This window comes from Enterobacter cloacae complex sp. XAL002 (assembly GCF_049236805.1).
Taxonomy (GTDB): domain Bacteria; phylum Pseudomonadota; class Gammaproteobacteria; order Enterobacterales; family Enterobacteriaceae; genus Enterobacter; species Enterobacter intestinihominis.
Genome location: NZ_JBMKJN010000028.1, coordinates 14,588 through 38,272 on the forward strand (window position 1 = coordinate 14,588; position 23,685 = coordinate 38,272).

The following is a 23,685-nucleotide window of genomic DNA, read 5'->3' on the forward strand; positions in this document are numbered from 1 at the left end:
TAGCCTTAATTTGTCTCAAATGGATTTTTTAAGAGAGGTTCAACGCTTTGGTTCAACCAGTAGTCGAAATCTTTTGGAATGCCATTACCAGCCAAACCATCCTGTCTGACAACTGAAGGTACACCCTGCAATTTATAAATTCCTGCGAGCATCAATGACGCTACCAAAGGTTCCGCCGGACATTCTTCTGCTTCTTTTTGAGAGAGCAATCTTTTTTCAATGTCGGATTTGCTTCCCATTAGCCAACGAAGAATATCGAGGTTGTTTATTTTTCCTTTTTCTTTACTACACCAGAGCCTTCTAAGCTCTTCTTTTGGCTCACCGGGTGAGGGAACTAAAACAATATCTATCCGATACTTGTCCCGATCTGCATAGAATTTCTTAACAAGTTCCATGCAACCGTCACAATCAAGTGTTATGAAAATGGCTGCTTGTCTTTTAAGCTTTGAATTTCCCAGAGGAATGGACGCTACAGTTTCCAGAGGGAAGGGGGCCTCATCAAGACTAATAAAATAGGAATTCCTGATTTCTTCTACAGTCAGAACAGGTTTACGTTTAATTACATCAACAAGGCTTCCCCCAGTAAGGGAGTATCGGCCATCGGTCGTTACTGCCATTAGCTGCGAACGTTCGTCCTGAAAGAGGTATAGCCCACCAGAAGGAATGTATATGGCATCCTTAGGTTTATATCCTTTCATTTTTGATAACACACCCGAGATCTGACTGGGTGAAACGCCACCTTCCTTTGCCTTTGCCATTAACGCAGCAGCATCACTATTAGTTAGGACCTGCTCTGAAGCATAAGTGACCGTATTCGCCATAATGGCGAAAGCCGCCATTAAAGGGAAAAGTAACTTTTTCACTATTGGGTGCCCTCTACTTCTTTGCATTATAAGAACTTGATTGTACCGCTTCAGAGCTATCTTCAAGTTCCATATAAGTGACGATTTCAACACTATCCGGTACAGTAACGGCAAGCGTTGCATCAATAATTAAATAGCCACGGTCACGGTAGATCTTCATTAATGTTCTGAAATATTCTTCGAATTGAGATCTATCATTGTCAGCAGTACGGCCTCCGTGATGCTTGAAAAATTCCTTACGTAATTCAGGCATGTCAAGCACTGCAATCTTGTACGAAGGCTGGGATTGTTTATTGAAGTAATCGTAAACATTCATAAAGCCTTTATAACCATAAATAATGACCAATACGGCAAAGGCGAAGAAAAATAAATACTTCAATATTTTTTCAATATCAATTTCGAAGGTAATTTTTTTTGTTGTCCTTTCTCGCACCATTTTTTTAGTGATTTCAGGTCCAGCTGATTCAGGCGATTCTTTTTTTTCTAAACTATCCATTTAAACCTCAGCGACTGGTCAGATTCGTTGGAATTGTAGTTCCGGTCTGAACGACAAATGTAATAGCTCGGCCAGGGCTAATTTCTACGATTGGCCACTGTTGTTCTGCAATTGCGGTGTAGTAATCGACGAGTCGATTAAGACCACCTTGAGCTGCACCAGCCCCGGCTAATGCCCCAAGTGCACCAAAATTAGGGGACTGATACTGAGCCTGTGAATTAGGGTCGATGTTAAGTGAAGATACCTTACTGGGACTTAAGCTACCGGCAAGTGAAGAAAGTCCACCGGCAAATGCAGCTCCTGCAATTGCGTTACCATTTCGGCTGATAAGCGTGCCTCGGATCCCATTTTTTCCGTCATTTTCACTTACAGCATATGCTTCCAGTTTTACGTCAAAAGCTTTCCCTTTTGAATTAACACAAGAGATAGAAGTGGCACGTATGTAAGCACGCTGTGACGCCAGATCACCAACAGCTGAACCCAGAAGGTTACAGTCACGCAAATCCATGGTGAAATTATTGGGCATGATGACATCTTTTTTAATACGCATCGTTACTGGCATTGGTTCTGATTTGGAAGAAAGGCTTGTAGGCGCTTCAAGCCCGGTAATCAGAACACCAGTGATAATAGATGTTGCCGGAAGAAACATTTCATCTTTTCGGGCAGCATGCCGCGCTTTGCTATCAACTGGCGCAGTACCATCACCTCGTACAGTCCGAGTTGGCGCTTTATCTCCTGCAATGACCTCTCTGCCTTCCTTGATTCTGTTTTCAGACACGGGCATAACCTGAATGACACCATCGGTACCATTAGTCTTAATGGAACTTTGTGTGATTGTTCTCATTGGGCTATTACGCGTAGGTGTGATAGAAGCGTAATTAGGGTTTACGCCATTAATCGGCGCATTAGCATTAAGCTGATAAGGAGCTGCCGGTGCCTGCTCATTAATCGTTTTACGCGAACTACCAGCATCCAAGTTACGATTGCCGTTTCGATTTGTCTGCATATCATTAATTTGCTGAGACAGCTGCTGAAGTTGAGAAGTTAAACTTGCAACTTGGGCTTTAGTTTCCTGTTGGGCTTTTTCTGCTTTTTCGCGGTCCTCTTTCGCCGCATTTTGGTCAAGTCGGTTTTGCTTAACCATTTCTTTATATACTTTCTGGCTTTCTTCATTACTCAATTTGTTCATTTGCGAATCATCTAACAACAAATTGGTCTGCATGTCTTTTTTCTGTGTTTTCTTTTCTTTCTTAACTGGTGTGGAAAAAATAGACTGGCTAATAATATAAACAATCACTACCAGCAGAGCGCCAATAACAGAAAGTCTGACGGTCTTATTTTCCCAGGCCTTTTTAATGTCCATGATTAGCTCCACTTGTAGGTTTCTGGAATCGTTTAATTTTTAGATTTCGTTCGCTGTCAGACATCTGAGGAACGATATAGGGTTCACCTGCTCTGGCCCAGTTTTCACGAACAGATGGATGATTCATTTCAGCTTTATCTATCTGGCTCGTTCTAGATATTTCATGTTTGTAATTAGGTTCCAAAACGTTACTTTTGTGATAGTCAAAAGCATTCTCCTCATTAATATTGCCCTCTCCTACAAATTTATCAATAAGAGTTGGATCGTTCATTATTACTGTCTGAACGGGAAAAGCGTTACTGCCATCTTCGATACTAATGGGTGCGTCCGGAACGATTAATACACTCCTTTTTGGTATATATTCTGACCTGTAGTAAAAGCTGGTTAAAGCAAATACGACAAAACCAATCACGGTGGCCCCAAGCAGAGCAGGCAAAGTAACTTTTCCCATATTATTTTCTGATTAGACTTGGTCTGGTTGTAACCCGGGCCTCGCGTTCCTTGAACAATTTATCCCGGACTATGTAAAGCTCTGTTTCTTCTCCCGGTTGCAGGTATGCTTTATCAAATAAAGCACTTGCAATAACGCCTTCTGCCATACACTGCTGATCAGCAACGATTTGACCGTATGGTTTATCGTTTTTCACAAGAATTACATCAATAAGTTCACGTGAGCCAACCAGTCTCTGACCGAGCTTTGCATACATATTAAAGTTACATGGTGACTGCTCTGGCGCAGGAATACGAGAAAGTCGGTCCTGTTGTAAACTGAATCCTGAAGGGACCTCACCAAGAGCCACAGGAGTCAATAAATCAATGATTCTTTGTTTATGATCGTCTTGTTTTGGATCCGTTGGAGCCAGTTCTTCTGACTGGGAGCGGGCCAACATTTCCTCATAGTTTTGCTTATCCAATGAGGTTTCACGTTTGGCTTGCATAGATGGGCTTAAAGATGTAGTAACTGAAATCATCGCACCGGGAACATCAAGCGGTACCAGGGTCAGGTTATAGGTCGATTCAGGTACCTGATCTTCAGACAACATAATCCCGATTGGTTTATCGGTATTAGTTGAAATAAAGACATCGCCACCATTAACAAATATGCTTGCCTCTTCAGCAGGGGTAGAAGTACTGACAGAAGCATTCTTGAAGCTGGTCGATATTCTGTTTTGAAGTCCTCGTGAAACTGGCAGTACCACATTCCCACCAGGCGGCACATTTACACGCTGAACTTCTTTATATCGGTTACGAGCTTCGACATAAAGTTCATCGGCTTTTGACGTGGCGGTCGCATTGGTTGCATTCTGCTGGGAAGAGGTACCTGTTGGTCTCCCATAGCTATCAATTGCACCAGATCGGGTCTGTGCGTCAAATCCGGGGAGACTAGGATTATTTGATAATGCTCCAGTAATAGCGCTTACCGCAGGCGAAGCATTGCTGGCTGGGGAAAGTTGCACGGTAGGGAGATCAGTTGTAGGTTTTTGTCCCTGCGCATTACCGGCTTCACTAAGGTTTGTTTGTGCACCTGACTGTTCAGAACCAGCTTGACCCGGAATAATGGCTTTTGCAGCTCCATTCTGAAATCCGTCAGCACCAACTGGCATTACAACCGGGTTATTAATTGTTGCTGGCAATTGGTATTCTTCAGCGATTACGCAGTTCGAAGTCGTGAGCATGATCAATGCTGTAATTGCGTTGAAGCCTAAGCCCTTTTTTTTAATCATCACTTGTTACCTGTAGACGGTGGCGGATTATCCAGCGTTGCCAGTTGCTCTTTGCCGTTTATCGTAATTTTTTTAATATTCGGTGTTCCGGAATATTGATTTACATATGCAATTCTTGGGCGACCATTTTTCATCCCGAGAACCCATTCATAAGTCCATTTCGATGATTCAGTTTTGTCCGGAACATTTACAAGTCGAGTCGTTTTGGTACCCCAGACATAGACCATGTCATTTTTTGGATCAAAGTAAATATCATTAGGCTTAAAGGTCTGCTCAACACCACGAGCCTGCATGATATTTATCTGCTCCTGTAAAGACTCACTCGTTTTAGCCTGTAGTTCAGGTGAAAGGGCATCGAGGACATAGGCCGTCACAAAGGAAATATTAGTTGGATTAATATTCCCTAAAAGGGTACTAAAAAAGAGAGCCCATTGTGTTTTATAAGATTCCGATGCTTTGTTACCAACAACCGTGATCTCTTCATTCATGTTTGGAGGGGTAACAATCGTCACTGGGTCAGTGAAAAAAAGAATCTTTGCAACCAATAACCCAATGACGGCTATTGAAACAGTATTAATGCGGATAAGTTTTGTATCACGATTAATCAGGGCGCTGTATGTAATTCCAGCACCTGACGCTTCAGCTTGTGGGCTAAATCGTTTTTTAATGTCCAAAAAACGTCCCTTAGCACTTTCATCTTTCTTTACGTATGACTGTTCAAGATCACCGTTTTCATCCTTTTTAGATTTTTTGAAAAAAGGGATGTTAATGCCACTTAGCATTTTCATTCATAGCTCCATCAAGAATACAAATCTCTGATAAATGGATCGTTGAAATAACGGCTACTAAAAACTGCTTTACCTGGCAAAAAACCGAGCCACCAGAGTTTGTGTTTTAGCAATCCTCTTATTCCTGACTCAGCTGCTTTGTTATACGCAATCCAATACACAACCGCTGCTACAACAGAAAACCCGAAGCATTCGAAGATATTCCCAAATGCAACCAGAATGAATGCAAGCCCTAATTTTTTGGCATCCCAAAACAAAATCAGTAGAGGCATGTTGATCCTGAAAGGGAATCTATAGGTATGCTGAGGAACGTCGTTCTGCTTACTCATTAAAAATCCAGAGAGGGGGATGAACCCCCTCATGCATGATTAACAATAAATTACAGCGGTACGCCAGCATCCATAAAGGTGCTGATAATTTTCTCGCCGTTGGCCATTACCAGCATCATGAATAATGAAACCAGTGCCAGGCCCGGGTTAGGCTTAAGGACAGAGAAATATACGCTTGAGATCAACATCGCGGCTGCCAGAATTTTGCCCGGAGCTCCAGTCATACTTTCACTCATGTATGACCAAATATCTCCCAGTGCCCCATCATCTGAACCCGCATATGCCAGACCGCAAAAAAGCACGGTCAGCAGAACAAACAAAATCACTTTTGCGCTTTTTGTTTTAAAAAGTGCAGCCGTGTTAGATTTCTTTTCACTAAGGCCAATATTTAAAGAAAGTTCCATAATTACTCCGTGTAGATTTGAGTTCACGTAAACGCGAATGAATAATACTTTTTTATTCCGATCCTTCCGTTCGCATAAACCCCCTTTTTTTAACGTTTAGCGATTGGTGAATTTTTAAGCAAAGGGCCTAAAGCATAATCTTTGAAAGGTACCAGTGAACGCTTAGTAAAAGTTTGAAAGAGGGGAGGGGGTAAGATTACGTTAAGCTCAATCCTGAAGCTGATGAGACTCCTCAAGCATAAAAGTCACTTTTGATGGTTTGAAAAGCTCTAACTAGATATCGGGCAGGTAACTAAGCTTCATATCTAATCTTTTTTGTTCCCTTATTATCTATCTCTTGATTCTGAGAAGGCCGCATATCACTGTGCTCCCTGGTTCGGCAACTATCAGTTGGAGAAACTACATACAATCCTCGGGCCGGTGCGTCATTCATCTAAATGCCTTTTACACCTCTGGGCGTGAGTGGGACTTTGTCTTGTCCATACGAACATCATTCATTCGAATGCTTTTGGCCAATGCTATTTAAGCAAATGCTTTCTGGCTGAGTCCTTTTGCGAATGAGTCTTTGATATAACTGCATGAATTTTGGGTTGTTTGGTGTACTAACAAAACAAAGGCATTTCTTTGAATGCCATTGGAGTTGTGATGCTTCTGATATTTTTTTGATCTCATATCAAGCACATAGTCCTTCTGATGCCCAATGTCATAGATGTCTTGGACCATTCTCGCTCTTAACAAAGCTGAACTGTGTGTCATTCGACCTAATGCCATTCACCAAAATGCCTTTTTATACCACTGCATAGCTATGCTCGGGATACAGTGGCAAACAAAAGCATTTCAATGAATGAATTTTTGGGATACCGACATCAAAAGCATTTGTATGAATGTAAGAGGCGTAATCCACAAAAGGCATTCACGTGAATAGAGTGCGCACGAAACCATCTTGCTCAACGGCATTTAATGAATGGGCTAGCATGTACGCTTGAGTCAGAAAGGCATACAGATGAATAGTCAGGAGTTCGTTTGAAAAGTTACTTTTTTGCACATTAAGCCGAGATGTAAGACCAGTAGTAAAAGAAGCACTAAGCATAGCACTGATAAATAACTTATTTTTCAGCAGGTTATAACCAGTGCATACCAGATAGCTTTCAACCTTGTTTGGCAAGGGCCAGCTTAGGGCTTCTTTTGAAGATCTGAAATTGTATGTCGCGACCTTTCTTAACTTCTTGATAATCGAGATATCCGATAGATTCAAGTTCCCGCATTGCTTTACGAATTATCTGGTTTTGCGTACGAATAGGGGTTGTAAGAAGCAACCTTTCCCTCAACCGTTTCATATTAACGAACAACGTACCAGCTGGCATTGCTTCAAAATAAATATAGAGAGATTGCGCAGCTTCTTTTTTAGCCAAAATGTATAGAACCTGAAGGCTTAACAATGTCTTATGGTCGTAACGATACAGTTCCCACATAGAAGGATCCCCAACCAGCTCAACAGTATCGCTTTTTGGATCAATCATAGCCTTCTGCACCAGATGCGTTACTGTGAACCGACCACTACGAGAGTCTGAGAAGGCAAGCACTACCGATGCAAGGTTCATTAATGACTCTTTAAAGCGCGCACGAGTTCGTTTGTTGATGTTTGTTGAACTGATACCACACATCTTCGCAAACTCGTTAAAAGTCAGGCTAATCTTCTCGGAAGTAAAACCATATTTACTGAAAGCCATGATGATCCCGAGCCAGCACTTAAAGTCGGTAGACATAGATAGTTTGACACCAGTTATCTTGATGTCGTCATAACCCTCCGATCTTGCAATTTCCATACACGAAAGCTCATCAGAGGCATCAACTTCAAAGTTTCGGTCGCGGTTTTCTTTTGTGCCGACAGGGGTAAATACACTCAATCTCAGCAGGGCCACGGGCTGAACCGACTTGGACGAGTTAGGCGTCAGTTGATAAGTCTTACCTGATTCATTACTGGTTACGTCAAAAGGATGGATTAACTCGTTGTTTTTAATCATTAACTTAACTCGTCGGTGATAAGATTTTCATTTGGCAAACTGTTTATAACATATTCTTGCAAATGCTTTTTACGCATTTACCTAAATGCCATAAGCATTCCAGTAAATGCCTTCCTTATTCATTCAAATGCTTTTCGCATGCATCCGAATGCCGGATCCTTTCATAAAGTTACTATAATCAATGAGTTAAAGATGCCGTGATCTTTACTTGAACTCTATTGATCTTTAGTGATCTAAAGAATTGATCTAACCTGTTGAAAACAATGATAAGTCCATATAAAACAAGGAATAGCGCTCCTTTATCAATATCTACAGATCGCAAACGGAAATGAAAGTGGGTTTACTATCATTGTTTTATTCAAGACAGTTTTTATTTTAATTTTATTAAGCAAATTTTTTGAGTTTACCTTTTAGATGTATCAGCCCTATTTGGCAAATTTGAGGTTCATGTATCATGTAGTAAACAGGAGGAAGATATGAACAACAGCAAACATACAGTCATTGAAGTGGATACTAATCTAGTTGAAATTGAAAAGGGATTTAATCCCCGAGAGGCGGTAATCGGAGATTTGTGTTACGAACAAGAACCTGTCAAATCGATGATTGTGTCAATCAAACAAGCCTTTAAGGAAGGAAGGCAGGTTGATATGATCAAGGTCGTAAAAAGAAAAGGTAAATATTTAGTTCGTCAAGGTCATACTCGTTTTCATGGCTTAAAATTAGCAATTTCTGAAGGTGCTAATATTCCAAAATTATCTGTTATCTTAATCGATTATAAAAACGAAATTGAAGAATACCTTGAGAACCTCGATGGTAACAGAAGCAATGGGCTAAATCCGGTTGGGCAAGCTCATGCATTAGCTCATGCTGTTAGTCTCGGGTATTCGGTTGAAGAACTAGCAATGCGATATCAACGATCAACTACCGCAATTCGTAATATGCTAAAAATCCTTGATATGCCATTAGAGCTTCAACGTTTGATTAGCCTAAATCTAATCAAAAAAACGCTCGCCATTGAAATAATGTTAAAATATTCCAACGATCACAAAATGGTTTTAAAACATATAGAAGGTTTCTTACCTGGCGTTAAGAATATTGAGACTACAACGAGCAAAATTGTAGGCATACCTGAACACAATGCAGCTGGAGCAGGACCAGACACCTTAAATAAAGGCGGACCAGAAAAGAAAAATTCGGCAGTCACACGTAAGACTTTGGGTATTAAGCGCCTCTCGCATAAGAAAACAGAACGGCTAAAATCTGAATTTCTTGAGCTTGTGGAAAGTACACATACGGAATCTATAACGAATACTCAAACAGAACTAAAATTTGGTAGAGATAGTGCACACTTGTTCAAAAATGTTGATAGTAAAAATGTAATATTTTCTGATGATGGTGTTCAAATAATCTTGAATGATGAAAAGCTAAATATTTTATTGTCTTTACTTAACGACGAAAATACAGCAATCATTCTTTCTAAACCAAAATTAGAAGAGCTTCTGGAAATTCGAGATCTCCTTAAGGAATAAAAAACCGAGGATTAGTTGAGTGATTAAACCTATAAAGCTGACTCTTATCGATAATTATAATGATTTGCTTCTAACTCATGAAGTCCTTAAACGCAACATGGAAGAGTTAGAACACGGTAAACGTTTTGACCAATTTCCTGAAGGGCATGACCACTATGAAAAAACTGTGAAAGAAGCTGTAGCAATCGTAGAGGCACGTTTGGAGGTGTTTCGAAAATGAAATCTCTTTTCTTTACTCTTGATGGTCATATGGTACCAGCCTCAGTGAATGTATCCCTTAACGGAGATGGAAATTATTATGCACCTATCGAAAGAGAATGTAACGAATGTGCGGGCACAGGCCACAAAGGGGCTGATGTATGTGAAAAGTGTCATGGGGTGCAAACAGTTGGACCCATTATTGAAAAATTAGTGGTACTAGAGCCAATTACCTTTCTCGATAACATTCCGGAACTGCGTGTTAACCCAACACTCGAAGCATGGAAATCCAGAAACCACGTACTTATTGAGAAAGCAAAAAAGGCTAACACTAAGTTTTCTAATAGTATATTGGCGCAACTAGACAATAACCGTTTTTTGACAGAACGCCAGCTGGATTGTTTCTTTACAACCTTTGATGTGATGTTGTCTGAAACTCCGGAAAATGAACAAGAAATTTTAAAACATAGCTACAATATCGGCCAGGTCATAAGCATTGAACTAACATTTACTGAAGTCAGGGCCGCGTACGCAAAAAGTAAAGGGAGTTATTTTTTTACATTTACTGGTAAAGTTAGAAATGACGGGATCGCTTTAACGGCCGATAAACAGGATCACATTTTATTGGGTGAACGTTATCATTTGACTGGAAAAGTCAGAAAATTCTATGATTTTGATTCGAAAAATTATGCTGCAATAACAGTTTTTAAGTTAAGTAAACTCCAAGACAGTTAAATGTTTTACTGCTTAAATATAGAGCCAAGACTTAAACTGTCGTTAGGACTCACTCACGTAATATTGTTGCTTACGCAATGGGTTTTATCCCTCATAAAGATCTGCGAGTATAAATCTTTTACATTTAAATTCCCCTCTATCACAACCTTTTCAATAGTAAAAAAATGATAATCTTATTAATTATAATTTTTAATTTTTTGTATACCAATACCATACAGTTAAGGCTAAAAGGTGATGATGGAGATGGACTTTAAAATGCACAATGATCTGGGTCTCGGTTTCATTTGTAAAAATGCAAGAACATCGTCAAAGCCAACGTTAAGAAAAGTTACTTTTCCGGTAAGCGCATATGAAACGTCTAAGCTTTCTTTAACCGGTTTTCAATGCCCCACAGCCTGCCGATTTCCTTTTTTTGTGCTATGCATGATAATCCATAACCATCTTTCGTCTGCATGCCCTATCAACCAAAATGAATGTTCAAATCATATATCGCAATTTTCTATCGACATTAAAGTACAAGATTGGCTTAGCCGTTCAAGAGTAGCGTTTATTGATTTCCATAATCTAAGAAATACAGATAAAACCACATTAATAACAGTGGAACATCTTGAAGCTTTACTTACTGTTATGTCAACTACTCTTGTCGCTTACGCTCCATATTCAAAAAAGAGACTTAACTTTAGCTTTCTAAATTCATTTACTTTGTCTAAAACTTCTCAAAGTTACACATTAACTTTCCCGGTAGTTCTCAGTCCGCTTTTAGATGCTCTTGGCGGTTTCATTCAGGAATGCATAACCGAAAAATTGTTAAAACGACGAAATTCGAATTTCATGGTTTACGAGTATCTTAAACGTTCAGGCCAGAGCTCTCATAAAGTGGAGGACATTAATAACGACTTACAGCTTAAAACTCTAAATATAAGACTTATGAGCGTCCTTACTGGGCTTTCTCAGCAAGGACTCATTTCATTTATTTGCGAAGGAAAGAGGGGCGACCGGAGAATAGAAGAGCTTCAGTTTATACCTTATGTTCAACGAACTCACCCTGAGGTATTAACTTTTCAGGAATGGATTAGCCCCGTTGATTAGAATTAACTCTATTTCAGCACGGCCAGTATTTCTGTTTCCGTTTTCCGTGTATTTGGCTTACTTCCTACGGATCGGTAAGCGCTGAGTCTGTGTATGACGAATCCACGCTCTTCATAGAGGCCCAAAGTGAATGGTGTCAGGCTATTTGATATCGCAACAGCAGCGCCTTTTCTGTGAGCGTCAACGAGCATATTTGCTAACAGCACGTGGTCGCTTTGGCTGAACGGTTTACCATCGTAACTGACAAAACTAGTTTTGCTTGTTTTGTCATATGGCGGATCACAATAAATCTGATCTCCTTCGCCGGTTGCGGCCAGAGTCTCCTCAAAACCAGCGGTGATCAGTTCAATACCTGAAAGACGAAATGAAAGGTAGTCTATTTTATTGAAGTCAAGCTTCAGTTCTGTATGTTTCCCCCAGGGCACTGAATAGATTCTTTCTGAGTTATAGCGGCACATACCGTTATAGCCCAGGCGATTCAGGGAGTAAAACAAAGCCGCTCTTTGAAGCGGTTGACCAGAAATACAGGTTTTGTTGAAACGGTCCCTCATCTCATAGTAGTCCTTTTCGACAAAGGTTTTATCCGCTAGGTTTTGGACCTGATTTATAAAGTTAGTTTTCTGTCTTTGAATAGTCCTGTATAGGTTGATCAAGTCTGGATTGCTATCTGCAAGCAATGCATTTTGTGCAAACATGTTCAGAAAAACGGCACCACCGCCTATAAAGGGTTCTACCCACCGGCAACTATGATCGTGTGGGTAGTGATGGCTGATGAAAGGCATCAGTTTCGTTTTTCCACCAGCCCATTTGATTATCGGCATGTGTCTGAGATGTCGAGTCAAAGTGTCTATACCTGAGAGAGAAATTTAGGTGCTGGTATCGTACCTAACCACGGGCTTTAACTAATAACTTAGGGAGCAAAAAAAAGTTGTTTAAGACGCACAGTTTTGACTTTCAGCATTGCGGATTTATAAGATTTTTCCTCACTGATACCTGAACTTTATGTTTTGGATTTATGTCTTTGTTTATGAAGCGATTTTGATGCCATCACAAGAAATGGGGAGCCCTCTTTTTTTGTGAAAAATCAGAATAGGCTCAAAAAGTACCTTTTTTGCGAAAAATTATGGATTTTTTTTTCGGTAGTATCCCCGCTACGCAGAAAGTAAGCAGAAAAATGTAACGGAGCCCCTATGAGTGTTTTACTGACAGAACCTACACAGCAAGCTAATGACAAGGTCTTTAAAACGGCCCATGTTGCCTTTTCAGTAGTTACTGGCACAGGTCGTTACGTCACTGGGCTTAAACAGTTCCGTGATGCAAACCCTGAACTTTGTACTGAAGTAAGTGACCAGAAAGCATGGGCTATCCACCCTTCAGTAATTCAGGTCACGCCAGGCTTCAACTCCCGCGAAATGGGAATGGGTGACGATTACTATAAGCTCCCTGAGGTTGAAGAACACATCTACAACATCAAGAATGCCTACATTCGAGGTGACTATGTAGACCCTATCCGAGTACGTGTCATTGATGGGGTACCTTTTGTTCGCCAGGGGCACTGCCGTTTAAAAGCCGCAATGATGGCATGTGATGAAGATCATGACATCACAATCCTTTGCGTTGAGATTAAAGAAGATGAAATTGGCTGTGAGCTCGCGACCATTGATGGTAACCGTGGTCTTGCGCTTTCTCCTGTTGCGCTTGGCGAGTCCTATCGTCGCCTACATTCTCTTGCTGGCTGGTCACTCGAACGAATTGCTCAACGTGAAAATAAAAGCCCGACGACCATCAGTTCTCTTATCCGCCTGACAACCTGTTCTGTTGTTATCAAGAAATGGATTCATGCTGACGCTATTTCGTATGTTAACGTGCTTTCACTGATCGATGAGCTCGGTGAAACAGAAGCAATTTCACGTATCAAGAAGATGATCGCGGAACTTGAGCAGGCCGATGCGAATGGCATCACGGTGAAAAAAACCCAACATGGTCAGGTACGAGTCAGACCTTCAGACTTCAAGCCAGCACGGATTCCGCCGGTTATTGCCACAAAAGCCGTAGAAGGCGTCAAACTCATCACCACCAGCTTATTACAGAAACTGGGGGATATTGAATTGCCGGAGATGACAGATTCAAGTGCTGACGAAGAAATCAACATTACGTTGAACCGCAGTACTCTGGAGATGCTGAGAAATCTTTCAAAAGAGATCACAGAATCAGAGAACAAGCAGCTTCGCCGTGCGGAGAATCGTCAGGCAAAACTTAATGGTGAGAAGCCAAAATACCCACGTAAAAAAAATGCTAAGAAGGCAGGGGAAGAGACCGATCAGGATACTGACCCACAGCCGGACGCAGAATAATTTACTTTTGGCAAAGTGTTGGTTTTGTCAGAGTCATTAAGGATTCAGGCTTTTTGCCCGCCTTTTTTAAACCTCCATGTATCGTTCTTGCCCCGTTTATGCGGGGCTTTTTTTTTGCTTCTTTCTATGAGTTGACATCTTTAAGTTTTATTCAGAGACATAAAAAACTTTTTCGTGTCACTGAACCTATTAGGTTACAGAGCGACGTTGCTATCCTGGTAAAAGTTTTTTCTAAAGGACCGGTAAAATGTCATCTCTTGATTCTGAAGCTAAACCCGATAATGCAGGTCACAGCGTACTGGCTTTAACAACCTCTCATAGCCTGGTGGTTAGCTCTTCTGAAACATTTCTTCCAGATATGCGCAAAGAGCTCGGCATTATCGCGGATCTTGTTGAGTCCTATAATGATGAACTCTGCTTGTTGAAACACATGGCTGTCCAGTTCAAAACCCACAATCACCAGAAACTTTATTCTTATCTCTCAGGCTACAACCACAGTATCTCTGAAGCGGATGCCTTGTTCGCGGAAAACGCTCTGAGATCTGAATACTGGAAACGCGTTATGGCACTCACTGATGTTTTGCCTATCATGTCGGATGCCAAACGTAACGAATGGGATAAGCAGTTTACGGCCGACCGCTATATTATGCCGCCTCAGGTGATCCCTGATTTCACAGCTGACGCTGTAGTAGGCACAGTCGTTGCTTTGCTTAATGACCGCAATCAATTTATTAAAGAAAGGGTTTACGACGTCTTCCAGTCTCTGAGCCGCAGTCATAAGACAAACAAAGCTTTTGGGTTCTCCACCCGCATGATCACTACCGGAGTTTGCGAGCCGTCTAAATACCCCTGGCAGAAATTAAGGGTGGATTTTAAAGAGTCTGGCATTTCACCACTGAGCGAGCTCCGCGTTATATGCGCATTCTTCCGTGGCGAACAGGTGAAGGCGATCCATAACACCAAATCATTGGTTGAGGCGTTGGTCGAACATGAGGGGTTCAGAAAATGGATCTGCATCGATGGCAACAGTATTCGTTTCAGGGTTTACAAAAATGGATCAATGCATATTGACGTCCACCCTGATATCGCCGAGCGGCTTAACAATATTTTATCAGCTATCGTACCGCTGGCATTACCTGCCGACCGCATGGCTCATAGCAAGAAATCTTTGGAGGCATTCCCTGTACTTAAGCAGTGCATCGACTTTGATACCCGGATGCAGCTTTCTGAACTAATGTTTAAAAATGACGGGGACAATAAATGGAGTTGCTGGACATCTTTAGGGTCTCTCGCCGAACGCAAATCTTCGAGTGTTGCCGCTGACACCCTTCGGTTCTTAGGGGCAACAGTAACAAAATACGATGTGACATTTTCCTATGATCCGTGTGAGGTTATTCGTTACATCGGCCAGATAGGGGAGATGCCTGATATTGTATCGCATCAGTTTTACCCTTCATCTTGCCGAATCAGCGAATATGTATATTCCCTGCTCGGTGCAGGGGAAGGGGATACCCTCCTGGAGCCTAATATTGGCCATGCGGATTTGCTTAAATCATTCCCTGCCGGTGTGATCGTTACTGGCATCGAGCTTGATACTTTGAATTGCCTTATCTCCCGGGCTAAGGGATACGATACGACAGAAGCTGACTTCCTCACATGGTCTAAGTCTAATCAACAGAAGAAGTTTGATTATGTCGTGATGAACCCACCTTTTGCCGATAACCGGGCCAGGCTGCATCTCCAGGCAGCTGCATCTCATCTCGCAGCCGGGGGATCTCTAGCAGCCGTTCTTCCATTATCTCTTCAGGGGCTCGATAACCTTCTGGGGGAAGAATTCCGGACGGAATGGATGGACGTTTTTGAGAACGAGTTTGAAAACACGACCGTTTCGGTTCGCATCCTGTACGCCGAACGTATTCAACAAGAGGAAGTCCTATGAGCAACCAACCCACCAGCCTGCCAGAAGAAGATATTGAGTTTGTTATGGATACCTTTCAGAGGAGCATGGGTAAATCCAAACCTGTCAGGGATACTCAAATAGAGGGCGAGAAACCGCAAAGTAAAGAGTCCGCAAACTCAACTGAAAACCCCGGTTATGAAGAATTCTTTTAATTACGCTCATGATATCCTGGTGCAGTTATTTAGAATGATATTTGAGGGATGGGGGACATTGTGATTAAAAGGCGTAACATTCGACGATCAGTTTATGGATTGCTTATTGTTCTTATCGCCGGAAATGTGTGGTTAGGCCTTAGAGCTGATAAAATTCATAAAGTGCGTTATCAGGATTTCTGGTCACCGGCAACTGTGATTAAAGTAACTGTAATGCCTTCAACGAATGAAATCCAGCTCAGTGGTAAAATCCCTAAATCGGTAAGAGTTTCAAACAATTATGTTGAGTACTCGTTACCGGGCACACTCTCGGACAAGACCATTTACCGAAGCGTGTTAGAAGATGAGATGCTCACTTTGCTTAATGCTGGAGGTCAACTTGAAGTTAAATACACTCTGGACAAGCAGACAAATCGAACTAAGGTATGCACTAAGTGCTTACGGGTGATTAAAGATATTAACCATCAATATTCAGCCACTGAGGTAAAGCATGGGCAGTCCTAAATTTGAAATTGCTGAGCAAATTAAAATGTGGATCGTTGTTTATCTAGTTTGCTTTTTAGCACTTTACTGTGTGTTAAGCGCTCTACATGCGCTTTATGATCCGCTAAATTTACCTGCCCTGACGTGGCCTATCAGCTGGTTCGTGGTGCCTGAAATGACAAGTTTTGGCAGTGCATTATTAGCTTTTGTCCTAACGCCAGGCCTTTGCTCTATAATTGCTGTTTTATTCGGTAAGTCTACCTTTAAAAAAGCTAAAACAAAAATATAGAGTTAATTAGATTGGTGGCTCAGGTTTATAAAACCTCTCACTAGAGAGGTTTATTTATTATTTTTGACTGAGATTAACAGCGTTTTCCATAAATGTATCAATAACAACCGTAAGAGACTGGCTGGTACCATGGCTATACTCAGGCCAAGGTAAAAAAGGATATGAAGAATACGCCATCAACATGATACTGGTTGGGCAACGCCAGTCCGTTGGAACACCTTTACTGTAATGGACAATCATAGCCGGGCGACTACAATCAATATCTCCAGCGTTTTTATCGAGTACGAAAGTAGCCAGAACGCCGGTGTCCTTCTGGGATACGAAAACAAGGCTGTCAGTAAAAATAAAGGCCATTAAGGAAGAGGCCAGGAAAGCGCCAGTAAATAAGGACTTCTTCTCTTTCCAAACGCGTCGAGCATATAACCCCATTAGCGCTACCGCTGAAACCATTCCGGACCACTGAGCACCCAAAGAAAAATCTGTTACTGTTTTAGATGTCATACTTTCATTAATAGTAATCATTGCGACAATGAATGGTGATGCAATTCCAAGTGTTGCTAGGACTATCAGCGATATTTCAGACCGGTTTTCTTTAGCGGATCCTTTACTTATTGCAGACATTGCTCTGAACATAACGAATGTACTGTTGAGCATCAGAAAACAGCATAAGAGCATGTATAACATTGGGTTTCCTCAACCTAGAAGTGATGGTTACCCTGTTATTTTACATAAATTTGACTCAACAGATGCTTTTAAAATCTCGCTTCCTTGAATTTAAAAACATATCAGCACAATTGGCAAACATAAAGGAGCAGCGTCTATCAAAAGTTACTTTTATGATTGGTTGAATACTCATTTTGAAGGCTAAAATCCAAAAAAGTGGGTACAAAAAGTTACTTTTGCGTCATCCAGATGCACTGCCGCCATTTTGCATTCTGTACGTTGGTTGCTTTCTCACTTGATGTCTCTTTTAACAGGCAAATTATCACTTTATCCGACCGGACCTTGTAGGCTGAATCCGTAGAATAAGGCTATAACCTATTCCCGGAGCATCATATGCGTAAAACTCTAATTGGCTGCATGGTTGCAACTGCCCTTGCTACTGTATCTTCGGCACATGCTCAGGTATTTAGCTACTCATTTACAGATACCAATAAGGCTGTTCGGAATATTAAGCCTGCAACACAAACATATCTTAATCCCGCTGGTGTTTTGACTCTGAACTTGATATCGGGTCTTGATCGGTACGAGCGAGTGACGGTCACACGAGACAGCGATAAAAAGGTTATGTATTCCTCCGTCTCGACCAAAACGAGCGTTGCAGATCGTATCGTTGCTGCCGATGGAACAGAATACTATGGAAAGGATATGGTTCTACCGGCGCTCGGAGAAGGGACCTTTACTGTAGTCAATGAAACTCTGGATATTCGCCAGACTGTAGTGAGCACATCTACTTATCATTTCATCGTTGATACAACTCCTCCACGCTATAAGAGTATTTATCCGAGTCAAAACGCAGGTTACGACATGGTACTTTCTGGGCCACTTTGGGAGTTGGGCCGAGGCGGTAGTGGCCAGTTTTCTATATTTGCAGACGGTATTGAGGATGCTAGTGGAATTGCCAAGATCCGTCTTGTCATTAAACGAAGTAATGGTTCTGTGGTCTCCGACAATAACCTGAGTTATGACACAGCCAATAAACGTGCGTTCTATCCGTGGATTAAAGATATGAACACCCAGGCTGGCATGCCCTCAAGTGATCTTGATGAAGAATTCACCTTCAATTTCATCGTTACGGACCTGGCAGGAAATACGCTTAACATTCCTCCCCAGCGGTTTTTATATGACGATCAAATGGGAGAATTTACGCCATTTGCAGTTCATGACTCACGTGTAAGCACCAGTGTTGTACCCGGCATTTCTTCGGGATACGTCCCGTTTAAACGAGGCCTTACAGTGCTGGAAAACCCCTACAAGTTGGTTATACGTATCCCAAGAACTAACTGGAAGCCATATCGAAATGGTGGCATGAGCATTACCAATAACTATGGCGGAGTACAGGTCCTTTCCGAAGATGCCACCTATGTCTACGTGGAAGTTAAGCTGCCACAGGGTGCCTTAGATGGAAACTACTATAGACCTGTGAATACATATCAATGGTCTGGAGGAGATCTTGGTCAGTATGCCAGCTGGCTCAACTGGGATCCTGCCTCTGTAAAGAGTCCGGCTTGGGGAAGTTCACCCATAGAACGACAAAAGGCTGATGGAACATGGTTCAACAGCGTAAACTGGAACCTGTTCAAGGCATCTGATATGCCTATAAAACTTACTAATATCCGGTTCAATGTACAGGCTAGGCCATATGATCAAAAAATCACTGGCGGAGCAACATGCAGTATTCCAGCTGGCTCAACAACCTGTACCGTCTCTTTGCCCCAGGATATTATAAATGGCACTACCGGCTATCTTCATAGTGGCTATGAAGTAAGGTCAACCACCGAAGCAACCTTCTTTGCCCCTATATGGGAGAATATAGCCTGGCATACACTGGGTCCCTCCGTCACTGGATTTGATTACATTGAAACCACCAACATTCTCCAGGTTTACGTGAATCAACCTGGAGATGGTTCATATTTCGACCATGTTTATGTAAATCGAGTTTGGTTGTCAGATAAAAACCGTAACAACGCAGAAATAAGCGTAACCGGCAAACAAACAGGTAGAAATATGGCGTCTGGGAACTACACGTATGAGTTCAACATGAAAGAGGTACCAGAAGGCAGTTATAACGTGGTAATTAATGCCCAAGATACATTCAACAATACCGGTAACCTCCCTTATCAAACTGTTGTCGTTGATAATACAGCACCATCTGTAAGTATTAGCTACGAAGGAAAACCGATCAGCAAAAACGTAACAGTATATGGGCTGGAGAACGTCCGTATACAGCTCACCGATGCTCTAACTAAACCATCCTTAAGCCGTATGACTCTTCGCGGTGGCCCTGTTTCTGATGCGGTGGAATTGTCTTGGGTGAATCTGGGAAACAACCTGTATGCACCTAATTATCCCAAGATCTTTCCGTCTCTTAATGAAGGCGAAACATACACTCTCACAGTTCAGGCCAAAGATGAGATGAACAACGTTAAAGAAAGCTCAGTCGAATTTAACTACCTTCCAAACAATCTCGTCAGGCTAGAGAATCTGAAAACCTTAGCTGTCAATGCTTCTCTCAAAACATCTGACAATACTCCTCTGGCTGTTCTGTATGCCAGCCAGCTGCGTAAAAAGGATGGTTCAATCGCTACAGGGCTTCAGGACGCAGTGCTTACTGTCCGTAAGGACGCTGCATTCGGCGTGACTGTAAATGGTGTTTCTGCGATGCCAGGTGAAAGCAAAGAGCTTCAACTGGATTTGGGGCTCGGGGACAGCCGTAGCTTTCCTATTTTCCCTGCTGTATCCGGCCTTACAGGCAGATCTGAGTTCATGATTAACATTGAAGAATTAAAATAAAGCAGGGCTGTTTTGCTGAAGCACAACGGCCGTCTTCTGATGCGCCGTAGCCCATGTTGTTGCAAATCAGTCCGACGTTCATTGCGTAAGTAACGCTTACTGCGGACCATGGTAGTGATTAGACTCACTACCATGGTCATTTCACCACATATCTTCTCTGCATTGCTCTTGTTGGGCAGACTAGTAACTCGTCACTAAATTGCAGCTTTTGTCTTGCTAAGTCGCTGGTATAACTGCACTACGAAATCGTCAAAAGATTTTATCCCTCATGTAGATCCAATAAATGATCCCAAAGGTGCCAGAGAGTACAAAGAAGATCCCGGTACGCTGTAGGCCGCATGGTTACTGGGCTGGAGCATTGTCACTGACAACAGTAGCGACATAAGTGACAACGGGAGTGACTTAAAAGACAATGGTAGAGACTATTTCGACGTTGGTAATGATTTTAAGTGACAATGGTAGTGAGGTTAGACTTAAACTTCCACTGTAAGGTAAGGTGACTCGCATTATTTAAATAAATTATTACTTTCAATTACTTGCGACACGAGTCTGCATGTATGCTTCTATTTCTCAAAAATTTATCCACCGAAAATGCCTGTGGCTGTGATTTAGCTTTGACGACAGTTTTTATCAGGGAGGCAAGTTGAGACCTGTATAAGAACTAAGCATTTATTTATCCCCATTTTCCACAAGGTAGTTCCAATAATTAGTACCTTAGTGTTCCTGATAGATCAAAAGAGATCCCCGCTGCCTCCAGGCCAGACGGCACAAGGCCTGAGACGTGATCAGTGACAACAGTAGTGATTATTTTGACATTGGTAGTGATTATTATAACGTTGGTAATGAGTTTTTTGACATCAGTAGTGATCAGAGCGACAATAGTAGTGACTTTTCATTAGATCTTTTTAACTTGATCTGATCCGTTGTTGATAAGAGTTGCAGGTCATTGTATGCAAAGAGTTTTTGCCAAGTTTTAATGAGTGGAGTCGTTTTTTTAGGTAGAACTTATGCACAGATATGGATCATCACAATGATCCATCCAGTGACATAGAGTTCGCTGGGGCTTACTATTCACCAATCTGTTTACACATTCAGTGATAACTTATTATGACTAAAGAGAAAGATACTGAGCAGCAGGACCTGGTCACCAGGGCTTTCTCTGTTAGAGAGAAAGAATCAGGTAAAGACATCATTTTGCGTCCTAACAGCAACCGTACGGTGCAGTCTATTGCTTTGATGCGGCTCGGGCTGTTCGTCCCATCACCAAAGAGTGTGGGGCGTCAAAATCGGGAATATAAAACGGTTGGCTTTGACGCAACGAAAGAGTTACAGACGCTCTCTTTAATGGAGAGCGAGGGGTTCACCAATATTTCAATTGTCGGTGAGCGTCTTGATATGTCAGTAGATTTTAAGACGTGGATGGGCATCATTCGAACCTATGCCAATCATCCGATTAACAATGACACGATAAGCTTAAAATTCACTGAATTCCTCAAGCTATGTACGCCTGAAAATTATCGCTCATCTACAGCGTCCAGAAAACGTATAGACGCCTCCTTACGCAGGTTAGCATCCGTTACCTTGTCGTTCACCAGTAATAACTCGTCCAAAGTCTATACAACGCATCTGGTACAGTCTGCCCTGTTAGACCCGGAATCAGATCAGGTTGTCCTTCAGGTTGATCCTAAGATTTTCGAGCTCTATCAATACGATCATAAGGTTTTGATGCAGCTGAAGGCAATTAAGGAGTTGGCCAAGAAGGAAAGCGCCCAGGCTCTCTATACGTTCATAGAGTCATTACCGCCAAATCCTATACCGATATCCCTTACTCGGCTGAAAAATCGTCTGAACCTCAAAACACGAGCAAATAGTCAGAATGCTACCGTGAGAAAGGCTCTTGAAGAGTTGGCATCGATAGGATACCTCCAGTACACCGAAATTAAGAAAGACGGAAAAGTATACTTCCAGATTCATAAGCGGGATCCCGATCTGAATTTGAACAATACTCAGCCTCCTTTAGAAGTGGTTGAAGATGAAGAAGAGAACTCAGGGTCTTCTGTTTTAGAAGGTGAGTTATGCCCACCAGCTGACCCGATAGACGGCGATGATGTTCTTACCGTCCATGATTTAACCGCTGAAGAACTGCGCTATATTCGTAGTCTTCGAAGCCAGAAAAAGAACAGCAACGCCAGCTAAAGTTAACCCGGCGGTTCAGGCTCCGGGTGCTAAATTACTTCTTCGATTTTCGTTAGTCCCAGCCCGCTCTTTCACGTCAACGGTAATGAGTCAAAAGTCATTACCGTTGTCATTGTTCTCTACCACCCTATGTAGATCGAGATTGCGAATTCAACGCTTTCTCCTGAGTCACCTGTTAACACCCGGTTTCTACGCTTTACTTCATTGGCCAGTACATCCAACGGAAAATATCGTAACGGGGTGACAATGGCAGTGAGTTGACCCACTCACTACCATCGACATTCAAATCCCGGCTTCTCTGGTAGCTATAGTGACAATGGTAATGATGTGTACCTTACTGGCATTGTCATTGTCCTCCGAGTGTGCGTTCAGCTTTGGGAGGACACCGGAACTTAATGCGGCGAGTCACGGCCATTGTGAATCTCGATTGGATTGGCGAATACGGCTTCCGGTTGGGCCAGATGTCAATGGTTATGCTTCATCCAGCTCATTACTGTAGTCATTGCCGTTCAGCTGAGCTGATGCTCCTCTCATTCTATGTGGCGACAACGGTAGTGAGCCCAGAAAGTGACTACCGTTGTCATGGCCGTCCAGTAGAGCGGGTCAACCTCTTAAATCACAGGGTGACAACGGTATTGAGCCCAGAAAGTCACTACCGTTGTCATGGACGTCTGGTTAAGCGGATCTACCTCTCAATTCACAGGGTGACAATGGTAGTGAGCCCAGCAAGTCACTACCGTTGTCATAGTCGTCCCGTTGAGCAGATCAACCTCTTAACTTACAGGATGACAACGGTAGTGAGCCTATTAAGTCATTACCGTTGTCATTGCCATCCAGAAGAGCGGATGATCCTCTCAATTCATACGGCGACAATGGCACTGAGCCCAGCAAGTCACTTCCGTTGTCATAGCCTTCCAGAAGAGCAGATGAGCCTCTTAATTAACAGGGTGACAACGGTAGTGAGCTCATTAAGTCATTACTATTGTCATGGCCGTACAGCTGAGCTGATCATCCTCTCAATTCACACGCCGACAATGGTAGTGAGCTATTAAAGTCACTACCATTGTCATAGACGTCCAGTTAAGTGGACCATCCTCTCAATACACACGGTGACAACGGTAGTGAGCCATTAGAATCACTACCGTTGTCATTGCTTTTCAGGTGCACTGATAAGGCTCTCAATAGACACGACGACA

22 protein-coding genes are annotated in these 23,685 nt (G+C 42.2%); 11 read left to right on the top strand and 11 right to left on the bottom strand.

Annotated elements, in window-relative coordinates; translation table 11 throughout:
• Positions 1–5: 5 nt before the first annotated feature.
• From htdT to ACOT0L_RS20440, 9 genes are all read right to left on the bottom strand, one after another.
• Positions 6–758, bottom strand: coding sequence for a protein-disulfide isomerase HtdT (htdT, locus tag ACOT0L_RS20400; RefSeq protein ID WP_182911723.1), 753 nt, complete (start codon positions 756–758; stop codon positions 6–8).
• Positions 759–876: 118 nt separating this feature from the next.
• Positions 877–1,359, bottom strand: coding sequence for a hypothetical protein (locus tag ACOT0L_RS20405; RefSeq protein ID WP_000377632.1), 483 nt, complete (start codon positions 1,357–1,359; stop codon positions 877–879).
• Positions 1,360–1,366: 7 nt separating this feature from the next.
• Positions 1,367–2,722: an IncHI-type conjugal transfer protein TrhB gene (gene trhB, locus ACOT0L_RS20410; protein WP_000351841.1), complete on the bottom strand. Its 1,356-nt coding sequence runs from the start codon at positions 2,720–2,722 to the stop codon at positions 1,367–1,369.
• Entirely contained in the window at positions 2,712–3,173 is a 462-nt protein-coding gene (gene htdO, locus ACOT0L_RS20415; protein WP_000521242.1) for a plasmid transfer protein HtdO, read from the bottom strand. The genes trhB and htdO overlap by 11 nt, the downstream gene beginning before the upstream one ends.
• A gap of 1 nt (position 3,174) precedes the next feature.
• The gene (locus ACOT0L_RS20420) at positions 3,175–4,446 is read right to left on the bottom strand and encodes a TraK domain-containing protein (protein WP_000592092.1); all 1,272 of its coding nucleotides are present in this window, start codon (positions 4,444–4,446) and stop codon (positions 3,175–3,177) included.
• The gene (locus tag ACOT0L_RS20425) at positions 4,446–5,234 is read right to left on the bottom strand and encodes a TraE/TraK family type IV conjugative transfer system protein (protein ID WP_000783153.1); all 789 of its coding nucleotides are present in this window, start codon (positions 5,232–5,234) and stop codon (positions 4,446–4,448) included. The genes ACOT0L_RS20420 and ACOT0L_RS20425 overlap by 1 nt, the downstream gene beginning before the upstream one ends.
• A gap of 11 nt (positions 5,235–5,245) precedes the next feature.
• Complete coding sequence (locus tag ACOT0L_RS20430; RefSeq protein WP_001447770.1) at positions 5,246–5,596, bottom strand: type IV conjugative transfer system protein TraL; 351 nt, start codon at positions 5,594–5,596, stop codon at positions 5,246–5,248.
• Positions 5,597–5,613: 17 nt separating this feature from the next.
• Positions 5,614–5,967: a hypothetical protein gene (locus ACOT0L_RS20435; RefSeq protein ID WP_000423602.1), complete on the bottom strand. Its 354-nt coding sequence runs from the start codon at positions 5,965–5,967 to the stop codon at positions 5,614–5,616.
• A gap of 1,148 nt (positions 5,968–7,115) precedes the next feature.
• Positions 7,116–7,991, bottom strand: a complete 876-nt coding sequence (locus ACOT0L_RS20440; RefSeq protein ID WP_000594611.1) for a RepB family plasmid replication initiator protein — start codon at positions 7,989–7,991, stop codon at positions 7,116–7,118.
• Positions 7,992–8,467: 476 nt separating this feature from the next.
• On the opposite strand from ACOT0L_RS20440, the gene ACOT0L_RS20445 reads away from it, so the two are divergent.
• The 4 genes from ACOT0L_RS20445 to ACOT0L_RS20460 all read left to right on the top strand — a co-directional run bounded on the left by ACOT0L_RS20445 (position 8,468) and on the right by ACOT0L_RS20460 (position 11,542).
• Complete coding sequence (locus ACOT0L_RS20445; RefSeq protein WP_001065778.1) at positions 8,468–9,520, top strand: hypothetical protein; 1,053 nt, start codon at positions 8,468–8,470, stop codon at positions 9,518–9,520.
• A gap of 19 nt (positions 9,521–9,539) precedes the next feature.
• Positions 9,540–9,740: a hypothetical protein gene (locus tag ACOT0L_RS20450; protein WP_000594930.1), complete on the top strand. Its 201-nt coding sequence runs from the start codon at positions 9,540–9,542 to the stop codon at positions 9,738–9,740.
• On the top strand, positions 9,737–10,453 hold the full coding sequence (locus ACOT0L_RS20455) for a zinc finger-like domain-containing protein (RefSeq protein WP_000838219.1): 717 nt from the start codon (positions 9,737–9,739) through the stop codon (positions 10,451–10,453). The genes ACOT0L_RS20450 and ACOT0L_RS20455 overlap by 4 nt, the downstream gene beginning before the upstream one ends.
• Before the next feature lie 234 nt (positions 10,454–10,687).
• Complete coding sequence (locus tag ACOT0L_RS20460; protein WP_000970401.1) at positions 10,688–11,542, top strand: hypothetical protein; 855 nt, start codon at positions 10,688–10,690, stop codon at positions 11,540–11,542.
• Positions 11,543–11,550: 8 nt separating this feature from the next.
• Here ACOT0L_RS20460 and ACOT0L_RS20465 read toward each other — a convergent pair whose 3' ends face one another.
• Positions 11,551–12,363 (bottom strand): DNA adenine methylase, encoded by an 813-nt coding sequence (locus ACOT0L_RS20465; protein ID WP_001121574.1) that lies wholly within the window; start codon positions 12,361–12,363, stop codon positions 11,551–11,553.
• A 369-nt stretch (positions 12,364–12,732) separates the two neighbouring features.
• Between ACOT0L_RS20465 and ACOT0L_RS20470 the strand changes: the two genes are divergently transcribed.
• The 5 genes from ACOT0L_RS20470 (at position 12,733) to ACOT0L_RS20490 (ending at position 16,780) form a co-directional block, all read left to right on the top strand.
• On the top strand, positions 12,733–13,896 hold the full coding sequence (locus ACOT0L_RS20470) for a hypothetical protein (RefSeq protein ID WP_000114860.1): 1,164 nt from the start codon (positions 12,733–12,735) through the stop codon (positions 13,894–13,896).
• Between the two features lie 247 nt (positions 13,897–14,143).
• The gene (locus tag ACOT0L_RS20475; RefSeq protein WP_000096325.1) at positions 14,144–15,835 is read left to right on the top strand and encodes a DUF4942 domain-containing protein; all 1,692 of its coding nucleotides are present in this window, start codon (positions 14,144–14,146) and stop codon (positions 15,833–15,835) included.
• A complete protein-coding gene (locus ACOT0L_RS20480; protein WP_000070862.1) occupies positions 15,832–16,008 on the top strand; it encodes a hypothetical protein in 177 nt (58 codons plus the stop codon). The genes ACOT0L_RS20475 and ACOT0L_RS20480 overlap by 4 nt, the downstream gene beginning before the upstream one ends.
• Positions 16,009–16,068: 60 nt before the next feature.
• Positions 16,069–16,512 carry a hypothetical protein gene (locus tag ACOT0L_RS20485; protein ID WP_001805248.1) on the top strand — a complete coding sequence of 148 codons (444 nt, stop codon included), beginning with the start codon at positions 16,069–16,071 and terminating at the stop codon, positions 16,510–16,512.
• The gene (locus ACOT0L_RS20490; protein ID WP_000535423.1) at positions 16,499–16,780 is read left to right on the top strand and encodes a hypothetical protein; all 282 of its coding nucleotides are present in this window, start codon (positions 16,499–16,501) and stop codon (positions 16,778–16,780) included. The genes ACOT0L_RS20485 and ACOT0L_RS20490 overlap by 14 nt, the downstream gene beginning before the upstream one ends.
• Positions 16,781–16,837: 57 nt before the next feature.
• Here ACOT0L_RS20490 and ACOT0L_RS20495 read toward each other — a convergent pair whose 3' ends face one another.
• Positions 16,838–17,464 (bottom strand): hypothetical protein, encoded by a 627-nt coding sequence (locus ACOT0L_RS20495; protein WP_000966518.1) that lies wholly within the window; start codon positions 17,462–17,464, stop codon positions 16,838–16,840.
• A 372-nt stretch (positions 17,465–17,836) separates the two neighbouring features.
• Between ACOT0L_RS20495 and ACOT0L_RS20500 the strand changes: the two genes are divergently transcribed.
• On the top strand, positions 17,837–20,293 hold the full coding sequence (locus tag ACOT0L_RS20500) for an Ig-like domain-containing protein (RefSeq protein WP_001232713.1): 2,457 nt from the start codon (positions 17,837–17,839) through the stop codon (positions 20,291–20,293).
• 1,107 nt (positions 20,294–21,400) lie between these two features.
• Complete coding sequence (repHI2, locus tag ACOT0L_RS20505; RefSeq protein WP_000159528.1) at positions 21,401–22,489, top strand: IncHI-type plasmid replication initiator protein RepHI2; 1,089 nt, start codon at positions 21,401–21,403, stop codon at positions 22,487–22,489.
• Positions 22,490–23,685 lie beyond the last annotated feature (1,196 nt).